Genomic DNA, 25,628 nt, shown 5'->3' with positions numbered 1-25,628 from the left:
GGCTCCCGAGAGGGGGCCCGGCCTTCCCAAACCTACTGGGACACCAGGGGTTTCGCGTCGCGCGCCAGCGCGGTGAGCCGCGATATGGCGCGGAAGTACTTCTTCCGGTAACCGCCGTTCAGCATCTCCTCGCTGAACAGCTTGTCGAAGGGGACACCGGAGGCCAGGACCGGGACCTCACGGTCGTACAGCCGGTCGGCCAGGACCACCAGCCGCAGCGCGGTGGACTGGTCCGGCACCGGGCCGACGTCGGTCAGGCAGACCGCCGTGATCGAGTCGGTCAGCGCGCCGTAGCGGCTCGGGTGGACCCGGGCCAGGTGTTCCAGCAGCCCGGGGAAGTCGTCCAGGCTCGCGCCCTCGGTCGCGTACGCGGCCTTGGCGACCTGCTCGTCGGAGAACGGCGCCGGGGCCTCCGGCAGGCCGCGGTGGCGGTAGTCCTGGCCGTCGATCCGCAGCGGCCGGAAGTGCGCCGACAGCCCCTGGATCTCCCGCAGGAAGTCCGCGGCGGCGAAGCGGCCCTCGCCGAGCTTGCCGGGCAGCGTGTTGGAGGTGGCGGCCAGCGCCACACCCTGCTCCACGAGGCGGCTGAGCAGCGAGGACACCAGCACGGTGTCGCCCGGGTCGTCCAGTTCGAACTCGTCGATGCACAGCAGCCGGTGCCCGCCCAGGGTCTGCACGGTCTGCTGGAAGCCGAGCGCGCCCACCAGGTTCGTGAGCTCCACGAAGGTGCCGAAGGCCTTGAGCGCGGGCTCGGCCGGGGTGGCGTGCCACAGGGAGGCGAGCAGGTGGGTCTTGCCGACGCCGTAGCCGCCGTCGAGGTAGACCCCGCGCGGCGCGGCGGGGGCCGCGGGCTTCTTCGAGAACCAGCGCCTCTTCCCGGCGCCGCTCGCGTGCGCCCCGCCGAGGCCCGCGGCGAAGCCGCTCAGCACGGTGACCGCCTCGGCCTGGCTCGGCTGGGCCGGGTCCGGGTTGTACGTGTCGAAGCGGACGGAGTCGAACCGCGGCGGCGGCACCATCTCGGCCACCAGCCGTTCGGCGGGAACCCGCGGCTCCCGCGCGCACAGGGCCTGCGGCCCGGCGTCGGCTATCGGGGGCCGACCGGAGAGGGAACCGGAGGTGGAGAGTGATGTCGACACAGCCCTTAACTCTACGGGGCGTGGCACACTGCACCGATGCGACGCCTGTTCCCTGTGACCGATCAGACACCAGCCCGGAGCCAGGACGGGGCGGACCGGGAGTGGTCGCTCGACGAGCTCGCGGACGCCTACGCCTACCCCGCCCTGGCGGCGGACGGCCACTGGCTGCGGGCCAACATGGTCTCCACCCTGGACGGCGCCGCCCAGCACGACGGCCGCTCCCAGCCCATCTCCGGCGAGACCGACATGCGGATCTTCGGCACCCTGCGGGCGCTGGCCGACGTGGTGGTTGTCGGCGCGGAAACGGTTCGCCAGGAGGGCTACCGCCCGGCCCGCGCCCGGGAGGCGTTCGCCGCCCGCCGCGCCGCCGCCGGGCAGGGCCCGGCCCCCGCCATCGCCGTGATCACCGCCGCCATGGACCTGGACTTCTCGCTGCCCCTGTTCACCTCCCCGCTGGTGCCGACCCTGGTGGTCACCGGCGCCGCAGCACCCGCCGGCCGGGTGGCCGAGGCCCGGGCGGCCGGGGCCGAGGTGGTGGTGGCCGGTGACGGGGCCTCCGTCGACGTGGCCCGGGCCGTACGGGAGCTCGCCGGGCGGGGGCTGCGCCGTCAGCTCACCGAGGGCGGGCCCCGGCTGCTGGGCCAGTTCGTGGCCGCCGACGTACTGGACGAGCTGTGCCTGACGATCTCCCCGACGCTCACGGCGGGCGGCGCCCAGCGCATCGCCGGAGGGCCTTCCGTCACGGTTCCGCACCGGCTCGCGCCCGCCTGCGTACTGGAGGAGGCCGGGTTCCTGTTCACGAGCTACCGTCGGATCTGACAAGGGGCGGAATTTCCCGTTCCGCTTTGCTTCCGCTGGGCACATATACCTGCGCAGGCCCCGTGCGACAGCGGGGCAGGATGGTTTCCGCAGGGGCCGGCCGACCGGCCTCGGGCCCATGAAGGAGAGGGCGTCCGTGTTCACGAGCGTATTGATGATCGAGCAGCCGCTGACCACGGTGGACGTGGACTTCGTCACCAGCCTCCACGGAGACGACCCGGTCTCCTTCGTCGTCCTCATGCAACCCCGGGGCGACCAGGACCGACTGCTGCGCGCCATCGACGACGTCGCGCTCGGTGAGCTCCCGGAGGCCATCCGTGAGGGCGACGAACCCGAGGGCGAGGACGCGCTCGGCCCCGCCGCGCAGGCCCTCGCGCACTCCCTGAACGCCCTGCGACAGAAGGGCGCCAAGGCCGTCGGGCAGATCGTCGAGAAGCACCCGCTCGACAAACTGCAGTCCGTCGTGGACGAGACCGGCGCCGACGAGGTGATCGTCCTGACCTCGCCGCACTTCGTGGAGGAGTTCTTCCACCGGGACTGGGCCTCGCGGGCGCGCCACAAGGTCGGCGTTCCCGTGCTCAAGCTCTTCGCCCACAACGAATAGGCTTGGGCCCCAGCGCCCGGCTGGGCCCCAGCGCCCGACCGGGTCCCAGCGCCCGACGCACACAAGCACCGCACTCGATCCTGGAGCGACCTGAATGAAGCCCGGCCTGCCGACCGCCATGGAACGGCCCCACTTCATCGGCATCGGCGGCGCCGGCATGTCCGGCATCGCGAAGATCCTGGCCCAGCGCGGGGGGAAGGTCGCCGGCAGCGACGCCCGCGGCGACTCCGAGACCGCCGAGGCCCTGCGCGCCCACGGCGTCACCGTCCACGGCGGACACGCGGCCGACAACCTCGCCCCCGACTCCACCTGCGTGGTCGTCTCCAGCGCCATCCGCGCCGACAACCCCGAGCTGGCCCGCGCCGCCGAGCTCGGCATCCCCGTCGTGCACCGCTCCGACGCCCTCGCCGCCCTGATGGACCGGCTGCGTCCGATCGCCGTCGCCGGCACCCACGGCAAGACCACCACCACCTCGATGCTGGCGGTCTCCCTCTCGGCCCTGGGCCTGGACCCCTCCTACGCCATCGGCGGCGACCTCGACGCCCCGGGCTCCAACGCCCACCACGGCGAGGGCGACATCTTCGTGGCCGAGGCCGACGAGAGCGACCGGTCCTTCCACAAGTACACCCCGCAGGTCGCGATCATCCTCAACGCGGAACTCGACCACCACGCGAACTACGCGTCGATCGACGAGATCCACGAGTCCTTCGAGACCTTCGTCGGCAAGATCGTGCCCGGCGGCACCCTGGTCGTCGCCCACGGCCAGGAGGGCGCCGCCGAGATCGCCCGCCGCGTCGCGGGCCGCGAGGGCCTCACCGTCGTCACGTACGGCGAGGAGGAGGATGCCGACATCCGGATCACCAAGATCACCCCGCGTGGTCTGACCAGCGAGGTCACCGTGGTCCTGGACGGCCGGATGCTCACCTTCACCGTCTCCGTCCCCGGCCGCCACTACGCCCACAACGCGGTCGCCGCCCTCGCCGCGGGCGTGGCCCTCGGCATCCCCGCGCACAACCTGGCCTCCGCGCTCGGCAAGTACACCGGAGTCAAGCGCCGCCTCCAGCTCAAGGGCGAGGCCGCCGGCGTCCAGGTCATCGACTCCTACGCGCACCACCCGACCGAGATGAACGCCGACCTGGAGGCCATCCGCGGAGCCGCCGGCGACTCCCGCATCCTGGTCGTCTTCCAGCCGCACCTCTTCTCCCGCACCCAGGAGCTGGGCAAGGAGATGGGCCAGGCCCTCGCCCTCGCCGACGCCTCCGTCGTCCTGGACATCTACCCCGCCCGCGAGGACCCGGTCCCCGGCGTCACCAGCGAGATCATCATCGCGGCCGCCCGGGCCGAGGGCGCGGACGTCACCGCCGAGCACGACAAGACGGCCGTCGCCGACGTCATCGCGGGAATGGCCAAGCCCGGAGATCTCGTTCTCACCATGGGCGCGGGCGACGTCACGGACCTCGGTCCGGCCATCCTCGCCCGCCTGTCGAGCTGACGGAACGAGGGAGCGGGAGAGTCATGTCGTATGAGGTCGAGAAGACGGACGAGCAGTGGCAGGCGGAGCTGACCCCGTCCGAATACCAGGTGCTGCGTCTCGCCGGCACCGAGCCGGCCTTCCGCGGTGAGTACACCGACACCAAGACGGAGGGCGTCTACTCCTGTCGCGGCTGCGGGGCCGAGCTGTTCCGTTCCTCGGAGAAGTTCGACTCGCACTGCGGCTGGCCGTCCTTCTTCGACCCGAAGGACACAGACGCCGTCGAGCTGCTCGCCGACACCTCGCACGGCATGGTCCGCACCGAGGTCCGCTGCGCGACGTGCGGCTCCCACCTGGGCCACGTCTTCGAGGGCGAGGGCTACCCGACGCCCACGGACCAGCGGTACTGCATCAACAGCATCTCGCTGCGCCTGACCCCGGCCTCCGACGCGGGCTGACCCTCAGGACACCGACAGGCCCTCCCGGCCCCCTGCGGGCCGGGAGGGCCTCGTCGTGTCCGGAACCGGACGGGGATGATGTCGGGGACGTCGCGGTTCGATTCCGATCCGGTCTCTGGCCTGGGGCGATCCCACGGAGATAGCACGTTCGGCCTGTGAAGACACCTATCCGTTTCTTCCGTCTGTCTGGTTATGATCGGCCCCTCACATCCCGTCACGACCACACCCGTTGCGGTCGTCCCCTCCGCAGTCCCGTGCCCGGTCCGGCCGTTCGGCCACCCCTGACGTCCCCAGCCGCCCCCCGCCCCCGAGGACCGATGTCTCCCATAGAACCCGAAGGCGTAAGAGGGCAGTCGACGACGCGTCGGTGGCGCAACGTGCGCCTGCGCACCCTCCTGATCTGGCTGGCCGTGGTTCCCACCGTGGCGATGGGCACCCAAGTCACGGTGACCGCCGAACGGTTGCTGGAGCAGTCGGCGCGGCTGCGGGCCGACGTGGAGGCCGCCGAGCGGGTCGGCGCACCGCTCTACACGCTCCTGGTCGACATGCAGGAGGAACGGACGGCGACCGCGGCCCAGTGGGCGGGCACCGACGGGGCCGAGGCCGAACTGCGCATACGCCGCGCCGCCACGGACACGGCCGCGGCCGAGTTCCGCCGCCTCGCGGACGATCCGTCGAGGTCCTTCACCGAGGTGACCCGGCAGCTCGACCGACTGCCCGCGTACCGCCAGCGCGCGGACACCCGCAGCGGCGGCGCCGACAGCACCCTGGCCTACTACTCCGATGTGATCGGAAAGGTCATCCAGGTCTACCAGCAGGAGTTCAGCCACGCGGAGGACGCCGAACTCGCCCAGGCGAGCCGCCCCGTCGTGTCGATGCTCCAGGCCACCGAGATGGTGGCCCGTGAGGACACTGTCCTGGCCCTCGCCGGACCGTCCGGGGAACTCAGCTTCGTCGGCTACGACCAGTTCGTCAGTTCCCTGGGCGCCCAGCGCTACCTCCACGAGGCGCTGATCGTCCCGCACCTGACGGAGCGGGACGAGCGGTTCTACGAACGGGTCGTCGGCTCCGAGGACTGGCAGGCGAAGACGCGCATCGAGAACGCGGTCCTCTCCGGGCACAAGGACACCGTCGCCGGCATCAAGGTGCCCGCCGAGGTCGGCGGCTGGAAGTCCGCGCACGCCAACTTCTCCGTGCAGATGACCACCCTCAACATCGACCTGGCCCGTTCGGTCCTCGCCCGCGGCGAGGCCAAGGCCGCGGAACTGCAGGCCGAGGTCGCCTGGCTGATAGCCGGGAGCGGCGGCGGGCTGCTGGCCGTCGTCGTCGTGGTCGTGTTCACCACCCGGTCCGTCCTGCGCCGCCTGCGCGAACTGCACGAACGCACGGTCACCGTGGCCGAGGAGACCCTCCCCGACGTCGTCGCGCGGCTGGAACGCGGACAGACCGTGGACCCCGAGGCCCTGCCGTCCGTCACCGGCGACCGGGACGAGGTCGGGCGCATCAGCGACGCGTTCGCCCGGGCCGTCTCCGTGTCGGTCGACGGACACCGCAGACTGGCCGCCGAACGCCACGGCTTCGGCCTGTTCGCCTCGGGTATCGCCTCGCGCACCGGGAACCTCGTCAGCCGCCAGCTCAGCCTCACCGAGGACCTCCAGGACACCTTCGGCCACGACGAGGCGCTGCTCGCCCAGTTGATGCGGTCCGACCAGCTGACGGTCGGCATGCGACGCCAGATCGAGAACCTCCTCATCCTCGCGGGCGGCGAGGTCCCCGACCCGCACACCGAGCCCATGCGCGTCGCCGACCTGCTGCGCGAAGCCGCCGCCGAGGTCGAGGACTTCCGGCGCATCGAACGGCAGGCCCTCGACGAGACCAGCGTGGAGCCGAGCGTCATCAGCCAGATCAGCCACCTGCTGGCCGAGCTGCTCGACAACGCCACCCGGTTCTCCCCGCCGAAGTCCAAGGTGGTCATCCGGGCCGAACTGGTCGCGGACGGGCTGACCGTCGAGATCGAGGACCGCGGGCCGCGGGTGAGCCCCGAGCGGTACGAGGAGATGAACGGGCGCCTGCACCAGGCCCCGCCGTACTCGGTGCTCGCACAGAACGCGCACCGCCTCGGCCTCTTCGTCGTGGGCCACCTCGCCGACCAGCTCGGCGCCACGGTCACCCTGCGCCGCTCCGTGTACGGGGGCACCTGCGCGGTGGTGGTCCTGCCGGCCGAGCTGCTGCTGCCGACCGAGGGGGAGACCCCGCGCGAGCCGGCCCGCCGCGAACCCGCGCTCCCGGCCCCGGCCACCGAGCCGGCCGCCGCCGCGGCCGTGCCCGCTCCGTCGGAGCCCGGGCCGGCCACCGCCGAGGAGCCCGAGCGGGAGCGCGAGCCGGAGCAGGAGCAGGAGCAGGAGCCGGACACCGAGCCCGAGCCGGACGCCGAGCCCGAGGCGGTCGCGCACACCAGCGCCGGACTGCCCAGCCGGCGTACCAAGGCGCCCCGGCCCGCGGCCGCCGCCGTACCCGCGGCCCGGCCGGCCCCGGCGGCCGCCCCCACGCGGCCGGCCCTCCCCGAGCGGGTCCCGCAGACCCACATAGCCGACCAACTGCGCGCGCCCCGCGCGCCGGAAACACGGGTTCCCCAGGACACCGCGACCCCCGAAGAGGTCGCCGACGCCTGGGCGGACTACGAACAGGGGACCCAGACAGTGGAAGAAGAGCTCCGACGGGATCAGCCATGACCACCTCATCGAACACCGCAGCATCCAACGACGCGATCTACAGCGTCCTCGACAACAACCTGAGCAGAATCGCCGGCATCCAGGGAGCCGTGCTGCTGTCCAACGACGGCATCCGGCTCAGCGCCTACCTGCTGGACCAGCCCCAGGCCGAGCGCATGGCGGCAGCCGCCTCCGGTATCGCCTCCACGATGAAGGCGATATCCCGCGAGATCGACGGCGGCCGCGTCATCCGCCAGCTCGTCGAGATGGACGACAGATACCTCTGCATCGTCGGCTGCGGCGAGGGCAGCACCCTCATCGTGGTGACCTCCCGCAAGGCGCGCCTCGGCGAGCTCGGCGGCGAGGCCGTCCGTACTGCGCAGGCGCTCGGCGAATGGCTGGGCACCCCCGAGCGCGGCCAGGTGCCGAACCAGTAATGCCGCAGGACGAGTCGCAGCCGCAGCCCGCAAGCCGCCGCCGTACGCGGCTGTACGCCCTCACCGACGGCCGTACGGCCGCTGCGCACACCGTCCTGACCATGGACACCACCATCACGGCGGCGGTCGCCGGCGACGCGCACGGGGCACTCCCCACCGAGTGGCAGGAGATCCTCGTCATGTGCGCGCCGCCGGGCGGGCGGGCGGTCGCGGAGATAGCGGCGCGGATGAACATCCGCCTCACCCCGATGACGCTGCTCCTCGGCGAACTCGCCGAACGCGGGCTGATCACCCACCGGCCGCCGCTGGCGGCCTCCGACACCACCGACGTCAACCTGCTCATGAGAATCAGGGACAACCTTGCCCGGATATGACACGCCCGCCCCGCCCGACTCCGGGGAACCGGACCCGGTCAAGATCCTCGTCGCCGGTGGATTCGGGGTCGGCAAGACCACCCTGGTGGAGACGATCTCCGAGATCGAGCCGCTGCGGACGGAGGAGCGGCTGACGGCCGCGGGCGTCGGCGTCGACGACCTCGCGGGCATCGAGTCCAAGACCCTCACCACCGTGGCGATGGACTTCGGCCGGATCACCCTCACCGACGCCGGAGTCGTCCTCTACCTGTTCGGCACACCGGGCCAGGAACGCTTCTGGTTCATGTGGGACGACCTCCTGAACGGCGCCCTCGGGGCGATCGTGCTGGTCGACACGCGGCGCCTCGACCGCAGCTTCCCGGCCGTCGACTTCTTCGAGAGCCGAGGCCTGCCCTTCGTCGTCGGCGCGAACTGCTTCCACGGCGAACAGCCCTACACCGCCGAGGAGATCGCGGCGGCCCTGCACCTGCGCGACCCGGGCACCCCCGTCCTGATGCTCGACGCCCGCTCCCGCACGGACGTCCGCGCCTCCCTGCTCGCCCTCCTCGACGTCCTCATCGACCGTGCGGAGCAGACCCCCACGGCCGTCCCCGGCTGACCACCCGGCCACCGCCCTCGCTCCCGCCCGGCCGGGCGTCCGCCAGGTGGTCCGCCAGGGTGCGGTGCGGGCTCCAGCCCCGGGAGCGGGCGCGGGTCAGGTCCAGGACCACCGGGTGCGCCAGCTGGTCCACCGCGTAGCGGCTGAGGGCCGGTTCGGCGGTCGGCAGGGCCTCCGCGACCCGGGCCGCCGTACGGGCCAGCCGCAGCGGCAGGTGCCGGATGCGGGCCCGGACGCCGTGCGCGTCCAGCACCGAGCGGACCGCGGCGTCACGTTCGTACGGCTCGCCGTCGGCGACGTTGTACGCCCCCGGCGGCCAGGCCGCGGCCGCGAGGCAGGCCTCCGCCAGGTTCTCCACGGCCGTCAGGCTCAGCCGCACGTCCGGGCCCGGCAGCAGCAGGGTGCCCGCGCGGACCCGGGACAGCAGCCGGGGCAGCAGCGTGGTGTCGCCCGGCCCGTACACGGCCCGCGGGCGCAGCACCACCGCCCCGGCGGCCAGCGCCAGGGCCTCGCCCGCCGCCTTCGTACGGCCGTAGGCGTTCAGCTGGCCGGCGCGCGGATGGTCCTCGCCGACCAGCGAGCGGTCGAGCCGCGGGTCGTAGACACTGGCGCTGCTCACCCACACCACCGGCCGGCCCGCGGCGGCCCGCATCAGCCGCTCGGTGCCGACGACGTTGACCTCGTGCATCAGGGCCTCCGCCGCGGAACCGGGGGAGGGGTCGCCGACCGCCGCCGCGCAGTGCACGACGATGTCCACCCCGGTGAGGTCCGGGTCGCCGGAGGCCGCGTCCCAGAACCGGTGCGCGCCCACCGGGCCCGGCCTGCGCCCCAGGCCCACCACGCGCGCACCGGCCGCGGCGGCGGCGCGCGCCACGTGCCCGCCGCAGAAGCCGCTCGCGCCCGTGACCGCGATCATGACGCCGCCCGTACGCACAGCGTCCGCCAGCCCGGCAGCGCCGCACCCCGGTCCACCCGGGCCCGCGTCACCACCGGCCGGTGCGGGGCCAGCGCCGCCAGTACGTCGGCCAGCTGGACGGAGGCCAGCCGGGCCCCGGGACACGCGTGCGCCCCCACCCCGAACACCAGCCGGGACCGCGCCGGTTCCGCGGGCCGACGGGCGTCCGGGTCGCGGCGGTGCGCGTCCGCCGCGTGCCGGGCGACCAGCAGCAGCCGGTCACCGCCCCGCACCGGGCAGCCGCCGACCGTGCCGTCCGCGGCGGCCACCCGCGGCAGCAGCGGCGAGGCCGCCGTGACCCGCAGCAACTCGGCCGCCAGCGCCGGGCGCAGCGCCTCGTCGGCGGCCTGGTCCCACAGTCCGGCGTCGGCGCACCAGGCCACGGCCCGCGGCAGCGCGGCCACGGTGGTGTTCACGGCGGCCACCGCCACCATCGCGGCCGACGCGCCGTCGGCGGGGCCCGGCCGGTCCGCCGCACCGCCGTTCTCCGCCGCCTCGCCGGCGCGCGCACCGGACGCCACCGAGCCGTCCTGAGGGCCGACGGGCCCACCGGCCGGTGCCCCCGGCGGGGCCAGCAGGTCCCGCAGCCGGGCGGCGGCCCGGACCGCGGCGGCCTCCGCGCGCGGGCGGCGCGGGCCGGGCAGGTGGCTGCGCACGGAGGCGGCCGCCGCCTCGGCGGCGGCCCGCGCGACCTCGCACGGGTCGGCGCCGGAGCCCAGCAGGGCGCACACCACCGTCCCCGACAGTTCCCGGGCCAGCTCGACGAGGTCCACCTCCCGGCCCGCGGCGAGCGGCGCGAGGCGGGCCGCGAGCAGGGGCTGCCACCGCGCCCGCAGCTCCTCCACGCCGGCCGCGCCGAGGCCGGCCGCGAGGTCCCGCCGGCCGGCCCGGTGCCCGCCGCCCTCCTGATCGAAGAGCACGCCGCCCTCGCCCGCCAGCGCGGAGCGCGCCGCGCCGCCCGTGGTGCCGGCCGCCGTCCGGTCGAGGGGCAGCCGGGTCAGGGCCTCCCGGTAGGCCTCGGCCCCGTGCACCAGCAGGGTGCCGCCGATCCGGCGGACGGGCCGTCCGCGCGTCGCGGCGAGCAGCCCGAACAGCAGGGGGTGCCCGCCCAGGTAGACCCGGCGGTCGCGGCGCCGCGCCTGGGCATGGGACGTGGGGTTCATCGAGGACGTACCTCCTGGGACGGGTGGGCGGGGGAAGGAAGGGACTGCGGGGGGCGGAAGGTCGGAGGTCGGCAGCGGCCACGCGCCGCAGTTCCTAGTCCGGCGGCCCGGTTCCGGCCTGGCGGCCAGGATTCGGCCCGGCGGCTGAGTCCCAGGCCGGGATGGGGGCCGCTGCCGGTACGGCCCCGCCAGGGCCAGGGCAAGGGCCGGTGCCAGGCCCGCACCGCGCCCCCGCCTGGGGCTCGTACCGGGCCGCGCCGGGCTCGCATCGGGCCACCGCCGGGCGCGGGCCATGCCCGGCCCCGGCCCCGCACTGGGCCACGCCCGGCCCCGGGCTTGCACCGGGCCACGCCCGGCCCCGCGTCATGGCCGGGACAGGCGGCGGGCTGCCAGGGCGGACGTGGCCGCGCGGTCCGGTTTGCGGGAGCGCCCCGACAGGGGGATCCGGGCCAGGAGGACCTCGTCCGGGCGGGCCGTGCCCATGCGGGAGACCGGCTCCGACAGGGCCGCGCGCAGGGCCGGTTCGTCCGCGCCGCGCTGCGGCTGTACGACGGCGACGAGGCGTTCGTCGCCGTCGTCCGCCGGGATCCCGACGAGCACGGCCAGCTCCACCCCCGGCACGTGCAGGGCGGGCTCGTACAGGCCGGGGTAGATGTTCTCGGCCCGGCGCAGCACCATGTCCTTGCACCGGCCTTCCAGGACGATGCGGCCCGTGCCGTCCAGCCGCGCCCGGTCGCCCGTACGCACCCACGGGTCGGGCTCCTCCCCGAGGTAGCGGTGGCGGGCCGCCGGCCCGGCCAGCAGCAGCTGTCCCGCCTCGTCCCGTTCGGCCCGTACGCCCGGCAGCGGGGCCCCGACCAGGTCCCCGGCCGCGTCGAAGGCGGACTTCTCGCGGGACTCGACCGCCGCGGCGGGGAACAGCTCGGTGAGCGCGTACACGCCCCAGGCCTCGGCCGCGCCCGCGTCCCGTACGCGTTCCAGCAGTCCGGCGCCGGCCGGCGCCGACCCCGTCCACACCCGGCCGTGGAAGCGGGCGCCGGCCCCCAGCGCGTCCCGCAGCCGCGGCGGGGTCAGATAGGTGTCGCAGGGCCGCAGCCCCGCCAACTGCCGTGCCAGCAGACGGGTACTTGTGGCCGGCAGGGCCACGGGGGCGCCCCGGGTCAGTGCGGGCACGAGGACGAAGAAGGTGCCGCCGAGCACCGGCTCGTCCCCGGGGGCGTCGAACAGGGAGGAGACCGTGTCCATGCCGGCCGACAGGCTCGCCCGCGTGTGCACTACGGCCCGCGGCCGGGAGGTGGTCCCGGAGGTGAACACGATCACCGCGTCGGCGTCGCCGTCCACGGCGGTCCGGGCCGGCACACCCACCCGGGGCGCCCCCAGGTCCAGCGCGGGCGCGCACCCCGGCAGCCGGGGCCCGACCGTGGCCACCGGCCCGAGGCCGGCCAGGCCGGGCAGCGCGAGCCCGGCCCGGCGGGCCAGCGGCCGGGCCCAGCCCGCCACCGCCTGCGCGGCGGCGTCGGCGAGGACCAGCGCGGGCCGCGCCAGCGCGAGGCGGGCGCGCAGGACGTCGGGCCCGGCGCCCGGGTCCAGGACGGCCCCGCGCAGTCCGAGCCGCCACAGCGCGAGCAGGACGGCGAGGGCCCGCGGGCCCGGGCGCACCGCGACGCCGACGGTGTCCCCGGCGCGCAGCCCGCGCGCGTGCAGGGCGGCGGCGAACGCAGCGGCCAGTTCGGCAAGTTCGCCGCGGGTGGCGCGCACCCGGGGTGCCCCGGTACGCGTCGCGGTGAGCACGGCGGGCCGCTCGGGGCGGGTGGTGCGCAGGGCGTGGTCGAGTCGGTCCAGCATCAGCGGGGGTCGTCCGTTCCGTGCTTCCCGCTGCCCTGGTCCAGGTACCAGCGGGCGGTGCCGGCGAGCCCGTAGGCCCGCAGGCGCCGTGTCGAGTTCTCCACGACCATCTCCCGGCAGTGGACGATCCGGTCGGTGTGGCGGCGTACGGCGTTGAGGAAGAGGCGGTCGGTCGGGGAGGGGCGCCGTGGCATCCCGCCGACGGCCAGGTACAGCTCGGCGGTGATCGCCATGTTGTTCCCGGCGTGCATGCGGTACGGCGCACGGTAGCCGTGGCGGCGGGCGTGCCGCGGCCGCAGCCGGCCGAACAGCGCCGCGAGCGCCACCAGCACGCCGAACCCGGCCCGGCCCAGCGGGCCGTGCTCGTCGCGGCGGGCCGTGATCCGCCCGCACACGAGCCCGGGGCGGCGGGTGAGCGCGGTCCGCGCGGCGCCCGTCCAGCCGGGCCGGGGCAGGCAGTCGGCGTCGGTGCGGGCGAGGAGGGCCGCGCCGCGGCCGATCGCGTACCGGAAGCCGGTGTCCACGGCGGAGCCGACCCCCTTCTCGGGTTCCTCTATCACCTCCACCGGGAAGGGCGCGGACGCCGCGAACTCCCGGGCGACGGACCCGGTGCCGTCCGCCGAGGCGTTGTCGACGACGAGAAGGGTGAAGTCCCGGTCGCGCTGCGCGGCGAGCGCCCGCAGGGTGTCCGCGAGCCGGGCCTCCTCCTCGTGCGCGGGCACCACGACCCACAGGCGGCTCACGACTTCTCCCAGACCATCGTCATGATGCTGATGCCGCCGCCCAGGCCGACGAACAGCACCCGTTCGCCCGGCGCCAGTGCGGGGAAGACGCGGTCCAGCTGTACGCCGATGCTCGCGCTCGCGATGTTGCCGAGCTCCGGCACGGTCACCACCAGCTTGTCGGCGGGCACCCCGGTCAGTTCGGCGAACCGCTCCAGGTAGGGGACCGTCACCTGGTGGACGAGGACCTTGGCGAAGCCGTCCCAGCCCATCCCCGTGCGGTGCAGCGTCCGGTCGATGACGGCGGTGCCCACCTTCTCGAAGACGCCGCGCAGTTCGTGCCCGTCGCCGCGGAAATAGGTGTAGGCGTCCCCGCGCGGGTGCCGCGAACCGCCGCCGGGTATGCCGCCGACCTCCCAGTGCTCCGAGTGGGTCTCGGTGTCCACGTGGAGGATGCCGCCCCGGTCCACGGCCTCCACCACGACGGCCGCGCCCGCGTCGCCGAAGGTGTAGCCGGCGAACCCGTCGCGCAGCTCCGCGAGTCCGGACGGGTCCTTGCGCACCGCCCGGCTCGGGGTCTCGCCGGTGACCACCAGGGCCCGCCGGGCCCGGCCCGCGAGGATCATGGACCGGGCGAGGTCGATGCCGTTCACGAAGCTGTTGCAGGCGTTGGTGACGTCCAGGGCGTGGGCCCGCGAGCCCAGTTGTGCCTGCACGATGTGCGCGGTCGCGGGCTCGACCATGTCGCGGGAGGCGGAGGCGAAGAGCAGCAGGTCGATGTCGAGCGGGGAGAGGGAGGCGGATTCCAGTGCCCGGCGGGCGGCGCCCACGGCGAGCGTGGAGGCGTACACGCCCTCGCCCGCGACACGGCGGGAGACGATCCCGGTGGCCTGCGTCAGCAGCCTCGGCGGCAGCGTCAGGCCACTGCGGCGCGCCACCTCCGCCTGGAGGGCCTCCGAGGAGAGTGCCTCGTCGGGCAGGAAGCTGCCGACGGCGGTCGGCCCGGCGCTGCGCGGCGGGTCACACGGCTCGATGAACATGTCCCCACGATGGCAAGGCGGGTGCGTCCGGGCCTGAGTACGGATGCTCAGTTCGCCGGGGTCCGGTGCACGGCCCGGATGAGTAGGAACGCCGTATTCCGGCCAAGTGGCCCGTTCTCGTTTTCTGTTGTGGGGCGCGTGGTGCGCCGTACCCTCCCAGGGGCAAGGCAGGGGCAAGGCAGGGGCGAGGCAGCGGCGAGGCAGCAGCGGGGCACCGGGCCCCCGGGCCGCACCGGAACGCCTTCCGTTCCCCAGGTGTACCGCGCGGAGTCACGAAGACACCCCCGTCCGGTACCCCGGGACCGCTGTCCTTGGGGCGCCCCTCGACTCCCCCCTCCTCACCCCAGAGGTCGTCACCCCATGGCAGAACTCAACCGTCGCAGGTTTCTGCAGATAGCCGGTGGCACGGCCGCCGTCGCCATGCTGAACGACAGCATCGCGCGGGCCGCCGCCATCTCCGCCCAGGGCACCACCGGAACGATCCAGGACATCGAGCACATCGTCGTCCTCATGCAGGAGAACCGGTCCTTCGACCACTACTTCGGCGCGATGAAGGGGGTCCGGGGCTTCGGCGACCCGCGGCCGGTCCTCCAGGACAACGGCAAGTCGGTCTTCCACCAGTCGAACGGCACGAAGGACATCCTGCCCTTCCACCCGCAGGTGGAAGACCTCGGCATGCAGTTCCTGACCGGCCTGAACCACGACTGGGCCGGCGGCCACCAGGCCTACAACAACGGCAAGTACGACAAGTGGATCCCGGCCAAGACGGCCACCACCATGTCGTACATGACACGGAACGACATCCCGTTCCACTACGCCCTCGCCGACGCCTTCACGGTGTGCGACGCCTACCACTGCTCCTTCATCGGCGCCACGGACCCGAACCGCTACTACATGTGGACGGGCTACACCGGCAACGACGGCGTGGGCGGCGGCCCGGTCCTGGGCAACCAGGAACTCGGCTACGGATGGAAGACCTACCCCGAGCGCCTGGAGTCCGCCGGGATCTCCTGGAAGGTCTACCAGGACATCGGCGACGGCCTGAACGCCGCCGGCTCCTGGGGCTGGATCAACGACGCCTTCCGCGGCAACTACGGCGACAACTCCCTGCTGTACTTCAACAGCTACCGGGGCGCCCAGCCGGGCAGCCCCCTGTACGAGAAGGCCCGCACCGGCACGAACGTCAAGGCGGGCGACGGCTACTTCGACCGGCTGCGCGCCGACGTGGTGGGCGGCACGCTGCCCCAGGTCTCCTGGATCGCCGCCCCCGAGGCGTTCAGCGAGCACTCCAACTGGCCGACGAACTTCGGCGCCTGGTACATCTCCAAGGTCCTGGACGCCCTCACGGCGAACCCGGCGGTGTGGGCGAAGACCGCCCTGTTCATCACCTACGACGAGAACGACGGCTTCTTCGACCACGTGGTCCCGCCGTACCCGCCGGCGTCCTCCGCCTGGGGCCTGTCCACGGCCGACGTCAAGGGCGACCTGTACGCGGGCGGCGGCGGTTACGCGGCCGGACCGTACGGCCTCGGCCCGCGCGTCCCGATGATCGTGGTGTCCCCGTGGAGCAAGGGCGGCTACGTCTGCTCCGAGACCTTCGACCACACCTCGGTGATCCGCTTCATGGAGAAGCGCTTCGGGGTGCACGAACCGAACATCTCCCCGTGGCGCCGCGCCGTCTGCGGCGACCTGACCTCGGCCTTCGACTTCACCCGGGCCGACGCCGCCCCCGCCGCGCTGCCCTCCACGGCCGCGTACGTCCCGCCGGACAAGGACCGCCACCCGTCCTACCACCCGACGCCGCCCGCCACCGGAGCCCTGCCCCCGCAGGAGGCCGGGTCCAAACCGACCCGCGCGCTCGGTTACGTCCCGTACGTGGACGGCGCCCGCACCGTCTCCACCGGCAAGTTCACCCTCACCTTCGCCTCCGGCCCGGCCCTGGGCGCGCACTTCCACAGCATCTCGGGCAACCGTACGGACGGCCCCTGGCCCTACACCGTCGAGGCGGGCAAGACCCTCTCCGACACCTGGTCCACCAGCAGCTCCACCGGCAACCGGATCGACCTGACGGTGTGGGGCCCCAACGGTTTCCTGCGCACCTGGAAGGGCCCCGCGAAGAAGGCGGGCCCCGAGGTCACGGCCCGCCACGTCACCGCCACCGGCAACCTGGCCCTGACGATGACCAACACCGGCACGGCCGCCGTCAACCTCACGGTGACCAACGCCTACGGCGGCGCCGCCCAGACCTTCCGCCTCGCGGCCGGCGGCACGGCCACCCACACCGTGGACCTGGGCGCGACGGGCCGCTGGTACGACGTCAAGGTCGTCTCCGACCTCGACACCACCTTCCTGCGGCGCTTCGCCGGCCATGTGGAGACCGGCGCTCCGGGCGTCTCCGACCCGGCGATCAGGACCGCCTGATCCGGTCCTCCGGTGCGCGCAGCAGCCGCCGTTCCAGGACCGCCAGGTCCGCGGGACGGTGGCTGCGGGCGTGCCGGAGCAGCAGGTCCCGGGCGGTGTCCGGGACCCGGCGCCGCTTCGGGTGGCGGGTGGTGAACTCCTCGCCCGCGAAGAACCGCACGGCGCCCTCCAGCCCGGCGCGGTCCGACTCCCGTACCGCCCAGGCCAGTTCGGCCGTCGCGGCCCCCGCCAGCAGCCGCATCGGAGCCCGTTCGGCGAGCAGCCGCGCCGCGTCGCGCGGCTCCTGCCGTACGGCGCCCAGCCAGCCGAAGGCCACGCTCAGCGGCACCCCGGCCGGTGGCGCGGGCTCCTCGGCGCCCGCGGCCAGGGCCTCGGCGTACTCCCGCAGCGCACCAGGTGCCGCGACCGCCCAGCGGGCCCGGTGGCGGGCCGGGATCCCGTCGGGGGACAGCGGGTCCAGCAGCCGTCCCGACTCGGGCGTGGGGTGGCGGGTCCCGTCGTCGTCCCCGCACGAGCAGTCGAACAGGTACTCGCCGGCCTCGGCGGCGAGCCTGCGGCCGAGTTCACGGACGGCCCGGACCTCGGCGGCCTCGGCGGGGTCGGTGATCTCGTAGCTCCGCGGGTGATGGGGGTGCCGGGCCCCGTCCGGCCGCGAGAAGTCCCCCATGACCAGCCGGTCCGTGCGCGATGTCGGCCTCACGGTGTGATGGTAGGCGCGTTGGGCATGACGTACGGCGTCGGCTGTCACCACGCCCGTCACCGAGGGAGAACGCATGGCCATCGCCCACCGTCGGATCGGCACCGGACCCGTCCGCGTCATCGTGCTGCACGACTGGTTCGGCACCTCCGCCAACTGGGGCTCCGTGCTGGACCACCTGGACCCCGAAGGGTTCAGTTACGCCTTCCTCGACTACCGCGGTTACGGTGAACGCCGGGACGTCCCCGGCCGCCACACCCTCGCCGAGATCGCCGACGACGTCCTCGAACTCGCCGACGAGCTCGGCTGGGACACCTTCTCCCTGCTCGGCCACTCCATGGGCGGCAAGGCCGCCCAGCAGGTCCTCGTCCGCACCCCCGAGCGGATCGAGAAGCTGATCGGGCTGGCTCCTGTGCCGGCCGCGCCCTACGAGATGGACGACGCCACCCACGAGCTGTTCTTCGGCGCCGCCGAGAGCCCCGGCAACCGGCGCCTCATCCTCGACCTCGTCACCGGCAACCGGGCGAGCCGCCACTGGCTCGACCGGATGGTCGACCACTCCCTGGAGGTGTCCCGGCCCGAGGCCTTCGCCGGCTACCTCGCGAGCTGGCAGTCCCTCGACCTGTCCGCCGCGGTGAAGGGGAACACCGTCCCGGTGCTCGTGCTGGTCGGGGAGTACGACCTGGCGCTCACCGCCGACGTGATGAGGGCCACATGGCAGGCCTGGTACCCGAACTGCCGGATCGTGACCCTCGCCGGCTCGGGGCACTACCCGCCGCACGAGACCCCGGTGGCCTTCGCCACGGAGGTGGAGGCCTTCCTCCGCGACTAGGCCCTTCAGGCCCTGTCGCGCGACCAGCGACGCCGTGACGAAAAAACCCCTGGGGTACGAGAACCTCGTACCCCAGGGGTATCAGGGTGAGTGACGGGACTTGAACCCGCGGCCACCTGGACCACAACCAGGTGCTCTACCAACTGAGCTACACCCACCACGAAGGGCGGCGGACCGCCCGTTCGATGTGCAAGCACAGCATAGCCGATCTGCGGGGTGGTCCTGCGACGCGTTATCCGGCCGGCCGGCTCGTGGCCGGGGTGGTGGCGAGCCTGGCCCCGACCCCGTCCCGGCGGCGGCCGGCGGCGTGCCGGACGGCCGCCTCGGCGAGGGCCCTGATGATCGGATGGGGCCGCGCCGTGTCCCCCTGGAGCTCCGGCTGGAAGAGCGTGGCCAGGAAGAACGGGTGCCCGGGCAGCTCCGCGATACGCGCCTGCCCCTCCTCGTCGTGCCCCGACAGCCGCAGCCCGTGCGCGGTGAGGGCCGGCAGGTGCCGGGGAGCCGGCCCGTAGGTGCAGTGGTAGCGCTCCATCGACCGCTCCGCGCCGAGCGCGGCCTCGGCGAGCGACCCGGGCTCGGCCCGCACGAGGCCCTCGTGGCCGACGAGCGAGCAGGCGAGCGGGGCGATCAGCAGGTCCCGCGCCCCGGGGTCGCTCTCGGCGTGCGCGACGTCGTCCAGCCCGCACACCGACCGGGCGTACTCCAGCAGCGTGTGCTGGAAGCCGCCGCACGTCCCGAGGAAGGGGATGCCCTCCTCACGGGCCACCCGGATCGCCGCCAGCGCCCCCGCCTCGCTGGCGTACGGGCTGCCCGGCAGCACCCACACGGCGTCGAAGCGGGCCAGGGTCCCGGCGGCGGCCTCGGCCGCGGCGTCGCCGGTGGGGATCCAGTAGGCGTCGAGGACGAGCCCGTCGCGGGCGGCGAGGGCGTCGAGGAGGAGCGGGATCCGGGTGTGGGACGTCACGTGCGGGGAGCGGTCGCCGACGAGGGCGATCCGCGCCACCCCCGAGGCGTCGGCGGTGCGCGCCGTGTCCGCCGTGTGAGCCGTGTCCGCCGTGTGAGCGGTGCCTGCCGTGTGAGCTGTGGGAGCCGTGGGAGCCGTGCGTGCGGTGGTCATGCGGATCATCCTGGGGCCGCCGTCCACTTCAGCGCCAACGATTGTCCGTGCACCTGCGATAAGTGATCCTGATGGCCATGGATCCGCACCTGCTCCGCACCTTCGTCACCGTGGCCCGGCTCTCCTCCTTCTCCGGCGCCGCCCGGGAGCTGGGCTACACCCAGTCCGCCGTCTCCCAGCACATCGCCGCGCTGGAAGGGGACCTGCGGGCGGAACTCCTCACCCGCCGCCCCGTCGCACCGACCCCGGCCGGGGTGCGGCTCCTGGAGCACGCCGGCCCCCTCCTGCTGCGGCTCGACGCCGCCCGGGCCGACGTACTGCGCCTGGCCGCCGCCCCGCCCGGGCGCGTCACCCTCGCCGTGTCCCCGCTCGCCGTGGGTCCGCGGCTGCTCGCGGCCCTGCCCGCCACCGGCGTGACCCTGCGTGTGCTGCCCCCGGCCGAGGTGCCCGCCGCCGTGGCCACCGGCGGCTGCGACCTCGGGCTGGTCGACGGACCGGCCGCCCCCAGCGACCCGCTGCGGCTGCCCGACGTGGCGCCGCTCACCGTGACCGGGGTGGGGGAGGAGGAGCTGGCCGTGCTGCTGCCCGACGGACACCCCTTGGCCGGCCGGGCCGCCGTCCGGCTGGACGACCTCGCCGACGCCCGCTGGATCGACGCCCCCGGCGTCGGCCTGCCGCTCACCGCCGCCCGTGCCGCCGTCCGCTACGAGGGCACCGACCTGCTCGCCCTCTGCGCCCTGGCCGCCGCCGGGCACGGCCTCGCGCTCCTGCCGCGCCGCGTCGCCGAGGCCGCCGGCGCGGGCGTCGCCGTACCGCTGTCCGGCCCGCGCCTGGTACACCGTACGGAACTGCTCTCGCCCGGCACCCCGACCGGCGCGGCCGCCGCCCTCGCGGCACGGCTCACGGCAGGATCCCCCGTATGACGGATGACATCGACGCCGCCGGCCCCACCCCCTTCACCGCGGCCGACTACGCCGCCCGTATGGCCTCGGCCGCGCGGAGCGCCGCCGACGCGGGGCTCGCCGGACTGCTGATCGCCCCCGGCCCCGACCTCACCCACCTCCCCGGATACCGCCCCACCGCCGAGACCGAGCGGCTGACCCTCCTCGTGCTGGCCGCCGGCCAGGACCCGGTGCTGATCGTGCCCGCCCTGGAAGCCCCCGACGCGGCCTCCGCCCCCGGCGCGGGCGCGCTGACCCTGCGGGACTGGGCCGACGGGACGGACCCGTACGCGGTGACCGCGCCACTGCTGGACTTCCGCGGCCGCTTCGGGGTCAGCGACAACACCTGGTCCCTGCATCTCCTCGGCCTCCAGAGGGAGTTGCCGAACACCTCCTACGCGGCGCTCACCGACTGCCTGCCGATGCTCCGCGCCGTGAAGGACCCGCGGGAGCTGGAGCGCCTCGCCGCGGCGGGAGCCGCCGCGGACGCCGCCTACGCGCAGATCCTCCACCTCCCCTTCGCCGGCCGCCGCGAGAGCGACGTCGCCGCCGACCTGGCCGCCCTGCTGCGCACGCACGGACACTCCCAGGTCGACTTCACCGTCGTCGGCTCCGGCCCCAACGGCGCGAACCCGCACCACGAGGCCGGCGACCGCGTCATCCGCCACGGCGACATGGTCGTCCTCGACTTCGGCGGCCTGCGCTTCGGCTACGGCTCAGACATCTCCCGTACGGTGCACGTCGGCAAGCCCACCGCCGAGGAGCAGCGGGTCCACGACATCGTCCGCGAGGCCCAGCAGGCGGGCGTGGCGGCCGTCCGGCCCGGCGTCGCCTGCCAGGAGGTGGACCGGGCGGCCCGGGCCGTGATCACCGAGTTCGGCTACGGCGACCGCTTCATCCACCGCACCGGCCACGGCATCGGCGTCACCACCCACGAGCCCCCCTACATGGTCGAGGGCGAGGAACAGCCCCTGGTGCCCGGCATGTGCTTCTCCGTGGAGCCCGGCGTGTACCTGCCGGGCCGCTTCGGCGTCCGCATCGAGGACATCGTGACCGTCACCGAGGACGGCGGGCGCCGCCTCAACCACGCCCCGCGCGAACTCGCCGTCGTCGAGTAGCCCCCGCGACGCTCAGAGCCCGAGGACCACCGCCGACTCGCCCGGCAGGTGGATCCGCCCGTCCGGCCCGGGGTGTCCGAGCGGTTCCCAGGACGCCAGCACCCGCACCCCGCCCCGGCCCAGCGCGATCGTCACCGGCTCGGCGGACAGGTTCACCGCCACCCGTACGTCGCCCCGCCGGAAGGTCAGCCAGCGCCGCTCCTCGTCGTGGGCGACCCGGACCGCCGCCAGGTCCGGGTCGCGCAGGTCCGGGTGGGTGCGGCGGAGTGCGACCAGGGTGCGGTACCAGTCCAGCAGGCGGGCGTGGACCGGCTGTTCGGACTCCGACCAGTCCAGGCAGGAACGGTCCCGGGTGGCCGGGTCCTGCGGATCGGGGATCTCCTCGGCCTTCCAGCCGTGCGCCGCGAACTCCCGGCGCCGGCCGGACCGTACCGCCTCGGCGAGTTCCGGATCGGGGTGGTCGGTGAAGTACTGCCAGGGGGTGCGCGCGCCCCACTCCTCGCCCATGAACAGCATCGGGACGAAGGGCCCGGTCAGCGTCACCGCCGCCGCGCAGGCCAGCAGCCCGGGGGAGAGGGAGGCCGAGAGCCGGTCGCCGAGCGCCCGGTTGCCGATCTGGTCGTGGGTCTGGGAGTAGCCGACGAACCGGTGGGCAGGGGTCCGGCGATGGTCCACCGGGCGGCCGTGCGTGCGGCCCCGGAAGGACGACCAGGTCCCGTCGTGGAAGAAGACCCGGGTCAGGGTCTTGGCCAGGGCGGCCAGCGGGGCCTCGGCGAAGTCGGCGTAGTACGCCTGGGATTCGCCGGTCAGCGCGCAGTGCAGGGCATGGTGGAAGTCGTCGTTCCACTGGGCCTGCAGCCCCGGGCCGCCGGCGGCGCGCGGGGTGGTGGTGCGTGGGTCGCACCGGTCGGACTCGGCGATCAGGAACAGCGGCCGGCCGGTCTCGGCGGCGAGCGCGTCGACGGCCGCGGACAGTTCCTCCAGGAAGGTCAGCGCCCGCCCGTCGGCCAGGGCGTGGACGGCGTCGAGCCGCAGCCCGTCGATGCCGTAGTCGCGCAGCCAGGCGAGCGCGCTGCCGATGAGGTACGCGCGCACCTCGTCGGAGCCCGGCGCGTCCAGGTTCACCGCGGCGCCCCACGGGGTGTGGTGGGTGTCGGTGAAGTACGGGCCGAAGGCGGGCAGGTGGTTGCCGGAGGGGCCGAGGTGGTTGTGCACGACGTCGAGGACCACGCCCAGCCCGGCCGCGTGCGCGGCCGCCGTGAAGCGGGCCAGGCCGGCCGGGCCGCCGTACGGCTCGTGCACGGACCAGGGCGCGACCCCGTCGTACCCCCAGCCGTGCCGGCCGGAGAAGGAGCACACCGGCATCAGCTCCACGTGCGTGACCCCGAGGGCGGTGAGGTGGCCGAGGCGGGCCGCGGCGGCGTCGAAGGTGCCCTCGGGGGTGAAGGTGCCGATGTGGAGCTCGTACAGGACCGCGTCCTGGAGCGGGATGCGCGTCGACGGCACGGACCGGGCGGACTGCGGGGCGGACCGCGGGGCGAGGGCGTCGAGGTCGACGACGGCGGACAGCCCGTCGGGACCGTCCGGGAGCCGCCGGCCGCGCGGGTCGGGTCGCGGAACGGTTTCCCCGCCCAGGAGGAAGCCGTAGCGGCTGCCGTCCCCGGCCGGGGTCTGTACGGTCCACCAGCCGTCCCGGTCCGGATCGCGTGCCATGTCGTATGTCGCGTCGTCGAGTCGCAGGGCGACCCGGCCCGTCAGCGGTGCCCACACCTCGAACCGCACGGGCGGCCCCCTCGTCTGTCGGCGGTGTCCAGCATGCTCATCGTGCCCATCATTGCGGGCGTGGCGGGGGTGTTCTGGACACTCTGCCCCCGACGGGCCGACAATCACCCTGTGACGTCGAGTTTCGAACTTCCTGCCTTCCCCGCGCCGCGGCTGTCGGACGCCGAGCGAGACCGTGCGCTGGGCCAGCTCAGGGAGGGCGCGGCCCTCGGCAAGCTGTCCCACGACACCTTCCTGCGCCGCATGGAACTCGCCCTGGTGGCCCGCCGTTCCGAGGACCTCGCGGTCCTCACCGCGGATCTCCAGTCCCGGGAGGCCGCCGAAAGCCCGTGGACCCGCAAGCTGTTCGGCTGGGTCGGCCGCGTCTCGGCGGTCTCCGCCGGTGTCCGGCGCGCCTGGAACGCCGAGCGGCTGCCCAAGCTGCTGCTGCCGCACCCCAGCGCCGCGGCCCTGCGGATCGGCCGCGACCCCGGCAACGGGCTGCGCCTCAGCCACGAGACCGTCTCCCGGACGCACGCGGAACTGAGCCTGCGCGACGGGGTGTGGGTGCTCAAGGACCTCGGCTCCACCAACGGCACCAGCGTCAACGGCCGCCGTGTGACCGGCTCCGCGGTCGTCCGCGAGGGCGACCAGGTCGCCTTCGGCAACATGACCTTCCGCCTCTCGGCCGGCTGAGTCCGGGGGCCGGGCGGGCGCCGGCTGTACCCCTCCGCCCCTCCCTCCGTCCCTCCCTCCCCGTCCCCCGGTCCGCCCCCGCCGGAGGCGACGAGGGGGCGATCCGCTTCTACGACCGCCTCGGCGCCGCCGCGAACCCCAAGCTCCGCTACGCCCTGCCCGTGGAGGGCCCGGCCGCCACGAGTCGCGCGTAGGCGGCCAGGACCGTACGGGACTGGTGCTCCACCTGGGTGGCCACCGGGATCCAGCGGGCCCCGAACCGGGCCGCGAACTCCTCGCACCAGCCGGTGACCAGCCGGTCCAGGCCGGGCGCCGCCGGGTGCCCCTCGGCGCGCAGGACCCGCAGCAGCATCGCCGCCGCGCGTAGCGACAGCCGGCGCCCGAAGGCGTCGATGCTGGCGATGTACGCCGCCGTGGCCTCCGCGGGGGCGCCGGGGCCGGTCCACTCGACGGCGATCCGGGGGATCAGCGCGAGCGTCCAGTCCACCGCGCGCAGCAGCGGGGCCGCCGCCGGGTCATCGTGCGCACCCGGCCCCGGCCGGTCCCGGCTCCGGGCGCGCTCCCGGGCCTCGGCGACGAGCGCGGCGTCCGCCGTGAGCCGCCCGGCGAGCATCCGCAGGGCGCCGCGCGGGTCGGGGTGCGGGGCCGGGTCGTCCACCAGGTCGGAGGCCCACATGGGGACTTCGACGATCGCGGTGGTGCCGTCGTAGCGGTGGGCGTGGTACCAGGTGCTCAGCCGGGTGTCCTCCGGGTGGAACGCTCCGGCGGCCTCGCTGCCCGGCTCCGGGATCACGAAGATCCCGGGCCCGGGGGAGGGCCAGCCGGCGGCGTCCGAGGCCCCGTTCTCCACCGGGATGCGCAGATCGGCGGCCGATTTGGCGAACGGCTCGGCGAGGCCCGGTATGTCGCGCGTGAGCTGCACCCAGGAACCGCCTAGGTCGGTGGCGTGCAGGGAGACCTGGAGGACGGGCCGCAGCTCGTCGATGAGCGCGAGGAGCGCGAGGGTTTCCGGCGGCAGCCGGTCCGCGGGCAGTAACGAGGGCGCCCACTCGGGCTGTTCGGGCCCGGGTGGCCGGAAGAAGTACCGGTGGTAGTCCAGCAGCGAGTACGGGCGGGGCGTGCGGTGCAGGGCCGCGCCGTCCGGGTCGGCGCAGAGCAGGAAGTGCCAGCCGCAGCCGGCCCGCGGCGCCGGGTCGCGCAGGAGCCGGCGGGCGAGCGAGAGCGCCGTGGCCCCGCCGACGGGCTCGTTGGCGTGCGCTCCGGCGACGACGAGGACATTGCGGCCGCCCCCGCCCCCGCCCCCGCCCCCGCCGGGGCCGTCCGCGCCGTCCGCCGGGTCCGGGCTGCCCGCGCCACCGTCCGGGTCGCCCCCGTCGGCCGGGACGCGCGTGCCGGCCGGGCCCGCCGGGGGCGTCGCGGCTACGGACAGGACCCATATCGGCCGGCCGGACCGGGAGGTGCCGGCCTGGCGGAGCCGGACCTCGCCGGGGTGTTCGTCCGCCAGAGCTCGGGCGGCCAGCCCGAGTTCCTGCGGAGTGGGGTAGCACATGTCACGGAGGAGAGTCACAAGGGATGCCATGCCCGCCGGGCCCGCCGCCTACTGCTGTACGGCCCCCGCAGTTCCCCCGAGATCCGGCGAAATCCCTGGCCAAGGCTGTGCCGCCCCGTCCCCGGGACGCCCCGTCCCCGGGACGCCCCGGAACCAGGGCGGC

Annotated in this window: 23 protein-coding genes and 1 tRNA gene; 13 read left to right on the top strand and 11 right to left on the bottom strand. The window is 74.6% G+C overall.

Features of this window, described 5'->3' with window-relative positions; translation table 11 throughout:
• Nucleotides 1-32: 32 nt before the first annotated feature.
• Entirely contained in the window at nt 33-1,088 is a 1,056-nt protein-coding gene (zapE, locus tag AAT21_RS26710) for a cell division protein ZapE (protein WP_412180345.1), read from the bottom strand.
• Nucleotides 1,089-1,172: 84 nt separating this feature from the next.
• Between zapE and AAT21_RS26705 the strand changes: the two genes are divergently transcribed.
• The 8 genes from AAT21_RS26705 to AAT21_RS26670 all read left to right on the top strand — a co-directional run bounded on the left by AAT21_RS26705 (nt 1,173) and on the right by AAT21_RS26670 (nt 8,608).
• A complete protein-coding gene (locus AAT21_RS26705) occupies nt 1,173-1,955 on the top strand; it encodes a pyrimidine reductase family protein (RefSeq protein WP_046779503.1) in 783 nt (260 codons plus the stop codon).
• Nucleotides 1,956-2,091: 136 nt separating this feature from the next.
• Nucleotides 2,092-2,559, top strand: a complete 468-nt coding sequence (locus AAT21_RS26700; RefSeq protein ID WP_046779502.1) for a hypothetical protein — start codon at nt 2,092-2,094, stop codon at nt 2,557-2,559.
• A gap of 94 nt (nt 2,560-2,653) precedes the next feature.
• On the top strand, nt 2,654-4,051 hold the full coding sequence (gene murC, locus AAT21_RS26695; RefSeq protein ID WP_046779501.1) for a UDP-N-acetylmuramate--L-alanine ligase: 1,398 nt from the start codon (nt 2,654-2,656) through the stop codon (nt 4,049-4,051).
• 23 nt (nt 4,052-4,074) lie between these two features.
• Complete coding sequence (gene msrB / locus AAT21_RS26690) at nt 4,075-4,488, top strand: peptide-methionine (R)-S-oxide reductase MsrB (RefSeq protein ID WP_046779500.1); 414 nt, start codon at nt 4,075-4,077, stop codon at nt 4,486-4,488.
• 317 nt (nt 4,489-4,805) lie between these two features.
• The gene (locus AAT21_RS26685; RefSeq protein ID WP_046779499.1) at nt 4,806-7,220 is read left to right on the top strand and encodes a sensor histidine kinase; all 2,415 of its coding nucleotides are present in this window, start codon (nt 4,806-4,808) and stop codon (nt 7,218-7,220) included.
• Nucleotides 7,217-7,636 carry a roadblock/LC7 domain-containing protein gene (locus tag AAT21_RS26680; RefSeq protein WP_030960438.1) on the top strand — a complete coding sequence of 140 codons (420 nt, stop codon included), beginning with the start codon at nt 7,217-7,219 and terminating at the stop codon, nt 7,634-7,636. Before AAT21_RS26685 ends, AAT21_RS26680 begins: the two co-directional genes overlap by 4 nt.
• On the top strand, nt 7,636-8,010 hold the full coding sequence (locus AAT21_RS26675; protein ID WP_046779498.1) for a DUF742 domain-containing protein: 375 nt from the start codon (nt 7,636-7,638) through the stop codon (nt 8,008-8,010). The genes AAT21_RS26680 and AAT21_RS26675 overlap by 1 nt, the downstream gene beginning before the upstream one ends.
• Complete coding sequence (locus tag AAT21_RS26670; protein WP_046779497.1) at nt 7,997-8,608, top strand: GTP-binding protein; 612 nt, start codon at nt 7,997-7,999, stop codon at nt 8,606-8,608. Before AAT21_RS26675 ends, AAT21_RS26670 begins: the two co-directional genes overlap by 14 nt.
• Here the strand turns inward: AAT21_RS26670 and AAT21_RS26665 are convergent.
• The 5 genes from AAT21_RS26665 to AAT21_RS26645 form a co-directional block, all read right to left on the bottom strand.
• The gene (locus AAT21_RS26665) at nt 8,565-9,524 is read right to left on the bottom strand and encodes an NAD-dependent epimerase/dehydratase family protein (RefSeq protein ID WP_079026000.1); all 960 of its coding nucleotides are present in this window, start codon (nt 9,522-9,524) and stop codon (nt 8,565-8,567) included. The genes AAT21_RS26670 and AAT21_RS26665 overlap by 44 nt on opposite strands.
• Complete coding sequence (locus AAT21_RS26660) at nt 9,521-10,726, bottom strand: cytochrome P450 family protein (RefSeq protein WP_046779496.1); 1,206 nt, start codon at nt 10,724-10,726, stop codon at nt 9,521-9,523. Before AAT21_RS26660 ends, AAT21_RS26665 begins: the two co-directional genes overlap by 4 nt.
• A 363-nt stretch (nt 10,727-11,089) precedes the next feature.
• Nucleotides 11,090-12,571 carry an AMP-binding protein gene (locus AAT21_RS26655; RefSeq protein WP_046779495.1) on the bottom strand — a complete coding sequence of 494 codons (1,482 nt, stop codon included), beginning with the start codon at nt 12,569-12,571 and terminating at the stop codon, nt 11,090-11,092.
• The gene (locus AAT21_RS26650) at nt 12,571-13,314 is read right to left on the bottom strand and encodes a glycosyltransferase family 2 protein (protein ID WP_235439230.1); all 744 of its coding nucleotides are present in this window, start codon (nt 13,312-13,314) and stop codon (nt 12,571-12,573) included. The genes AAT21_RS26655 and AAT21_RS26650 overlap by 1 nt, the downstream gene beginning before the upstream one ends.
• Nucleotides 13,311-14,333 carry a 3-oxoacyl-ACP synthase III family protein gene (locus tag AAT21_RS26645; protein ID WP_046779494.1) on the bottom strand — a complete coding sequence of 341 codons (1,023 nt, stop codon included), beginning with the start codon at nt 14,331-14,333 and terminating at the stop codon, nt 13,311-13,313. Before AAT21_RS26645 ends, AAT21_RS26650 begins: the two co-directional genes overlap by 4 nt.
• A 360-nt stretch (nt 14,334-14,693) precedes the next feature.
• Here AAT21_RS26645 and AAT21_RS26640 point away from each other — a divergent pair, with 360 nt between their 5' ends.
• A complete protein-coding gene (locus AAT21_RS26640) occupies nt 14,694-16,754 on the top strand; it encodes a phosphocholine-specific phospholipase C (RefSeq protein WP_046779493.1) in 2,061 nt (686 codons plus the stop codon).
• On the opposite strand, the gene AAT21_RS26635 is transcribed toward AAT21_RS26640, so the two are convergent.
• Nucleotides 16,741-17,454: a hypothetical protein gene (locus AAT21_RS26635; protein ID WP_157879794.1), complete on the bottom strand. Its 714-nt coding sequence runs from the start codon at nt 17,452-17,454 to the stop codon at nt 16,741-16,743. The genes AAT21_RS26640 and AAT21_RS26635 overlap by 14 nt on opposite strands.
• Nucleotides 17,455-17,527: 73 nt before the next feature.
• Between AAT21_RS26635 and AAT21_RS26630 the strand changes: the two genes are divergently transcribed.
• Nucleotides 17,528-18,283 (top strand): alpha/beta fold hydrolase, encoded by a 756-nt coding sequence (locus AAT21_RS26630; RefSeq protein ID WP_046779491.1) that lies wholly within the window; start codon nt 17,528-17,530, stop codon nt 18,281-18,283.
• An 85-nt stretch (nt 18,284-18,368) separates the two neighbouring features.
• On the opposite strand, the gene AAT21_RS26625 is transcribed toward AAT21_RS26630, so the two are convergent.
• Both AAT21_RS26625 and AAT21_RS26620 read right to left on the bottom strand, forming a co-directional pair.
• Nucleotides 18,369-18,441, bottom strand: a tRNA-His gene (locus AAT21_RS26625).
• Nucleotides 18,442-18,515: 74 nt separating this feature from the next.
• Nucleotides 18,516-19,400 (bottom strand): CTP synthase C-terminal region-related (seleno)protein, encoded by an 885-nt coding sequence (locus AAT21_RS26620; protein WP_079025977.1) that lies wholly within the window; start codon nt 19,398-19,400, stop codon nt 18,516-18,518.
• A gap of 77 nt (nt 19,401-19,477) precedes the next feature.
• Here AAT21_RS26620 and AAT21_RS26615 point away from each other — a divergent pair, with 77 nt between their 5' ends.
• The gene (locus tag AAT21_RS26615) at nt 19,478-20,323 is read left to right on the top strand and encodes a LysR family transcriptional regulator (protein WP_046779684.1); all 846 of its coding nucleotides are present in this window, start codon (nt 19,478-19,480) and stop codon (nt 20,321-20,323) included.
• Nucleotides 20,320-21,459 (top strand): aminopeptidase P family protein, encoded by a 1,140-nt coding sequence (locus AAT21_RS26610; RefSeq protein ID WP_046779490.1) that lies wholly within the window; start codon nt 20,320-20,322, stop codon nt 21,457-21,459. Before AAT21_RS26615 ends, AAT21_RS26610 begins: the two co-directional genes overlap by 4 nt.
• 12 nt (nt 21,460-21,471) lie before the next feature.
• On the opposite strand, the gene treZ is transcribed toward AAT21_RS26610, so the two are convergent.
• Nucleotides 21,472-23,241, bottom strand: coding sequence for a malto-oligosyltrehalose trehalohydrolase (gene treZ / locus AAT21_RS26605; RefSeq protein ID WP_046779489.1), 1,770 nt, complete (start codon nt 23,239-23,241; stop codon nt 21,472-21,474).
• Nucleotides 23,242-23,352: 111 nt separating this feature from the next.
• Here treZ and AAT21_RS26600 point away from each other — a divergent pair, with 111 nt between their 5' ends.
• Nucleotides 23,353-23,916, top strand: a complete 564-nt coding sequence (locus tag AAT21_RS26600) for a DUF1707 and FHA domain-containing protein (protein ID WP_046779488.1) — start codon at nt 23,353-23,355, stop codon at nt 23,914-23,916.
• Between the two features lie 148 nt (nt 23,917-24,064).
• On the opposite strand, the gene AAT21_RS26595 is transcribed toward AAT21_RS26600, so the two are convergent.
• Entirely contained in the window at nt 24,065-25,465 is a 1,401-nt protein-coding gene (locus AAT21_RS26595; RefSeq protein WP_063838154.1) for a M14 family zinc carboxypeptidase, read from the bottom strand.
• Nucleotides 25,466-25,628 lie beyond the last annotated feature (163 nt).

It is taken from the genome of Streptomyces yangpuensis (genome assembly GCF_001005295.1).
Lineage (GTDB): Bacteria > Actinomycetota > Actinomycetes > Streptomycetales > Streptomycetaceae > Streptomyces > Streptomyces yangpuensis.
This window is presented reverse-complemented; position numbering and strand designations above follow the sequence as displayed.

What these genes read in the sequence shown, in the direction of transcription:
- AAT21_RS26640 (WP_046779493.1), top strand. Translation starts at nt 14,694, where the DNA reads ATGGCAGAACTCAACCGTCGCAGGTTTCTGCAGATAGCCGGTGGCACG.
- AAT21_RS26665 (WP_079026000.1), bottom strand. Translation starts at nt 9,524, where the DNA reads ATGATCGCGGTCACGGGCGCGAGCGGCTTCTGCGGCGGGCACGTGGCG.
- AAT21_RS26655 (WP_046779495.1), bottom strand. Translation starts at nt 12,571, where the DNA reads ATGCTGGACCGACTCGACCACGCCCTGCGCACCACCCGCCCCGAGCGG.
- AAT21_RS26680 (WP_030960438.1), top strand. Translation starts at nt 7,217, where the DNA reads ATGACCACCTCATCGAACACCGCAGCATCCAACGACGCGATCTACAGC.
- AAT21_RS26615 (WP_046779684.1), top strand. Translation starts at nt 19,478, where the DNA reads ATGGATCCGCACCTGCTCCGCACCTTCGTCACCGTGGCCCGGCTCTCC.
- AAT21_RS26660 (WP_046779496.1), bottom strand. Translation starts at nt 10,726, where the DNA reads ATGAACCCCACGTCCCATGCCCAGGCGCGGCGCCGCGACCGCCGGGTC.
- AAT21_RS26685 (WP_046779499.1), top strand. Translation starts at nt 4,806, where the DNA reads ATGTCTCCCATAGAACCCGAAGGCGTAAGAGGGCAGTCGACGACGCGT.
- msrB (WP_046779500.1), top strand. Translation starts at nt 4,075, where the DNA reads ATGTCGTATGAGGTCGAGAAGACGGACGAGCAGTGGCAGGCGGAGCTG.
- AAT21_RS26595 (WP_063838154.1), bottom strand. Translation starts at nt 25,465, where the DNA reads ATGTGCTACCCCACTCCGCAGGAACTCGGGCTGGCCGCCCGAGCTCTG.
- AAT21_RS26645 (WP_046779494.1), bottom strand. Translation starts at nt 14,333, where the DNA reads ATGTTCATCGAGCCGTGTGACCCGCCGCGCAGCGCCGGGCCGACCGCC.
- AAT21_RS26705 (WP_046779503.1), top strand. Translation starts at nt 1,173, where the DNA reads ATGCGACGCCTGTTCCCTGTGACCGATCAGACACCAGCCCGGAGCCAG.
- AAT21_RS26630 (WP_046779491.1), top strand. Translation starts at nt 17,528, where the DNA reads ATGGCCATCGCCCACCGTCGGATCGGCACCGGACCCGTCCGCGTCATC.
- AAT21_RS26620 (WP_079025977.1), bottom strand. Translation starts at nt 19,400, where the DNA reads ATGACCACCGCACGCACGGCTCCCACGGCTCCCACAGCTCACACGGCA.
- AAT21_RS26610 (WP_046779490.1), top strand. Translation starts at nt 20,320, where the DNA reads ATGACGGATGACATCGACGCCGCCGGCCCCACCCCCTTCACCGCGGCC.
- murC (WP_046779501.1), top strand. Translation starts at nt 2,654, where the DNA reads ATGAAGCCCGGCCTGCCGACCGCCATGGAACGGCCCCACTTCATCGGC.
- AAT21_RS26675 (WP_046779498.1), top strand. Translation starts at nt 7,636, where the DNA reads ATGCCGCAGGACGAGTCGCAGCCGCAGCCCGCAAGCCGCCGCCGTACG.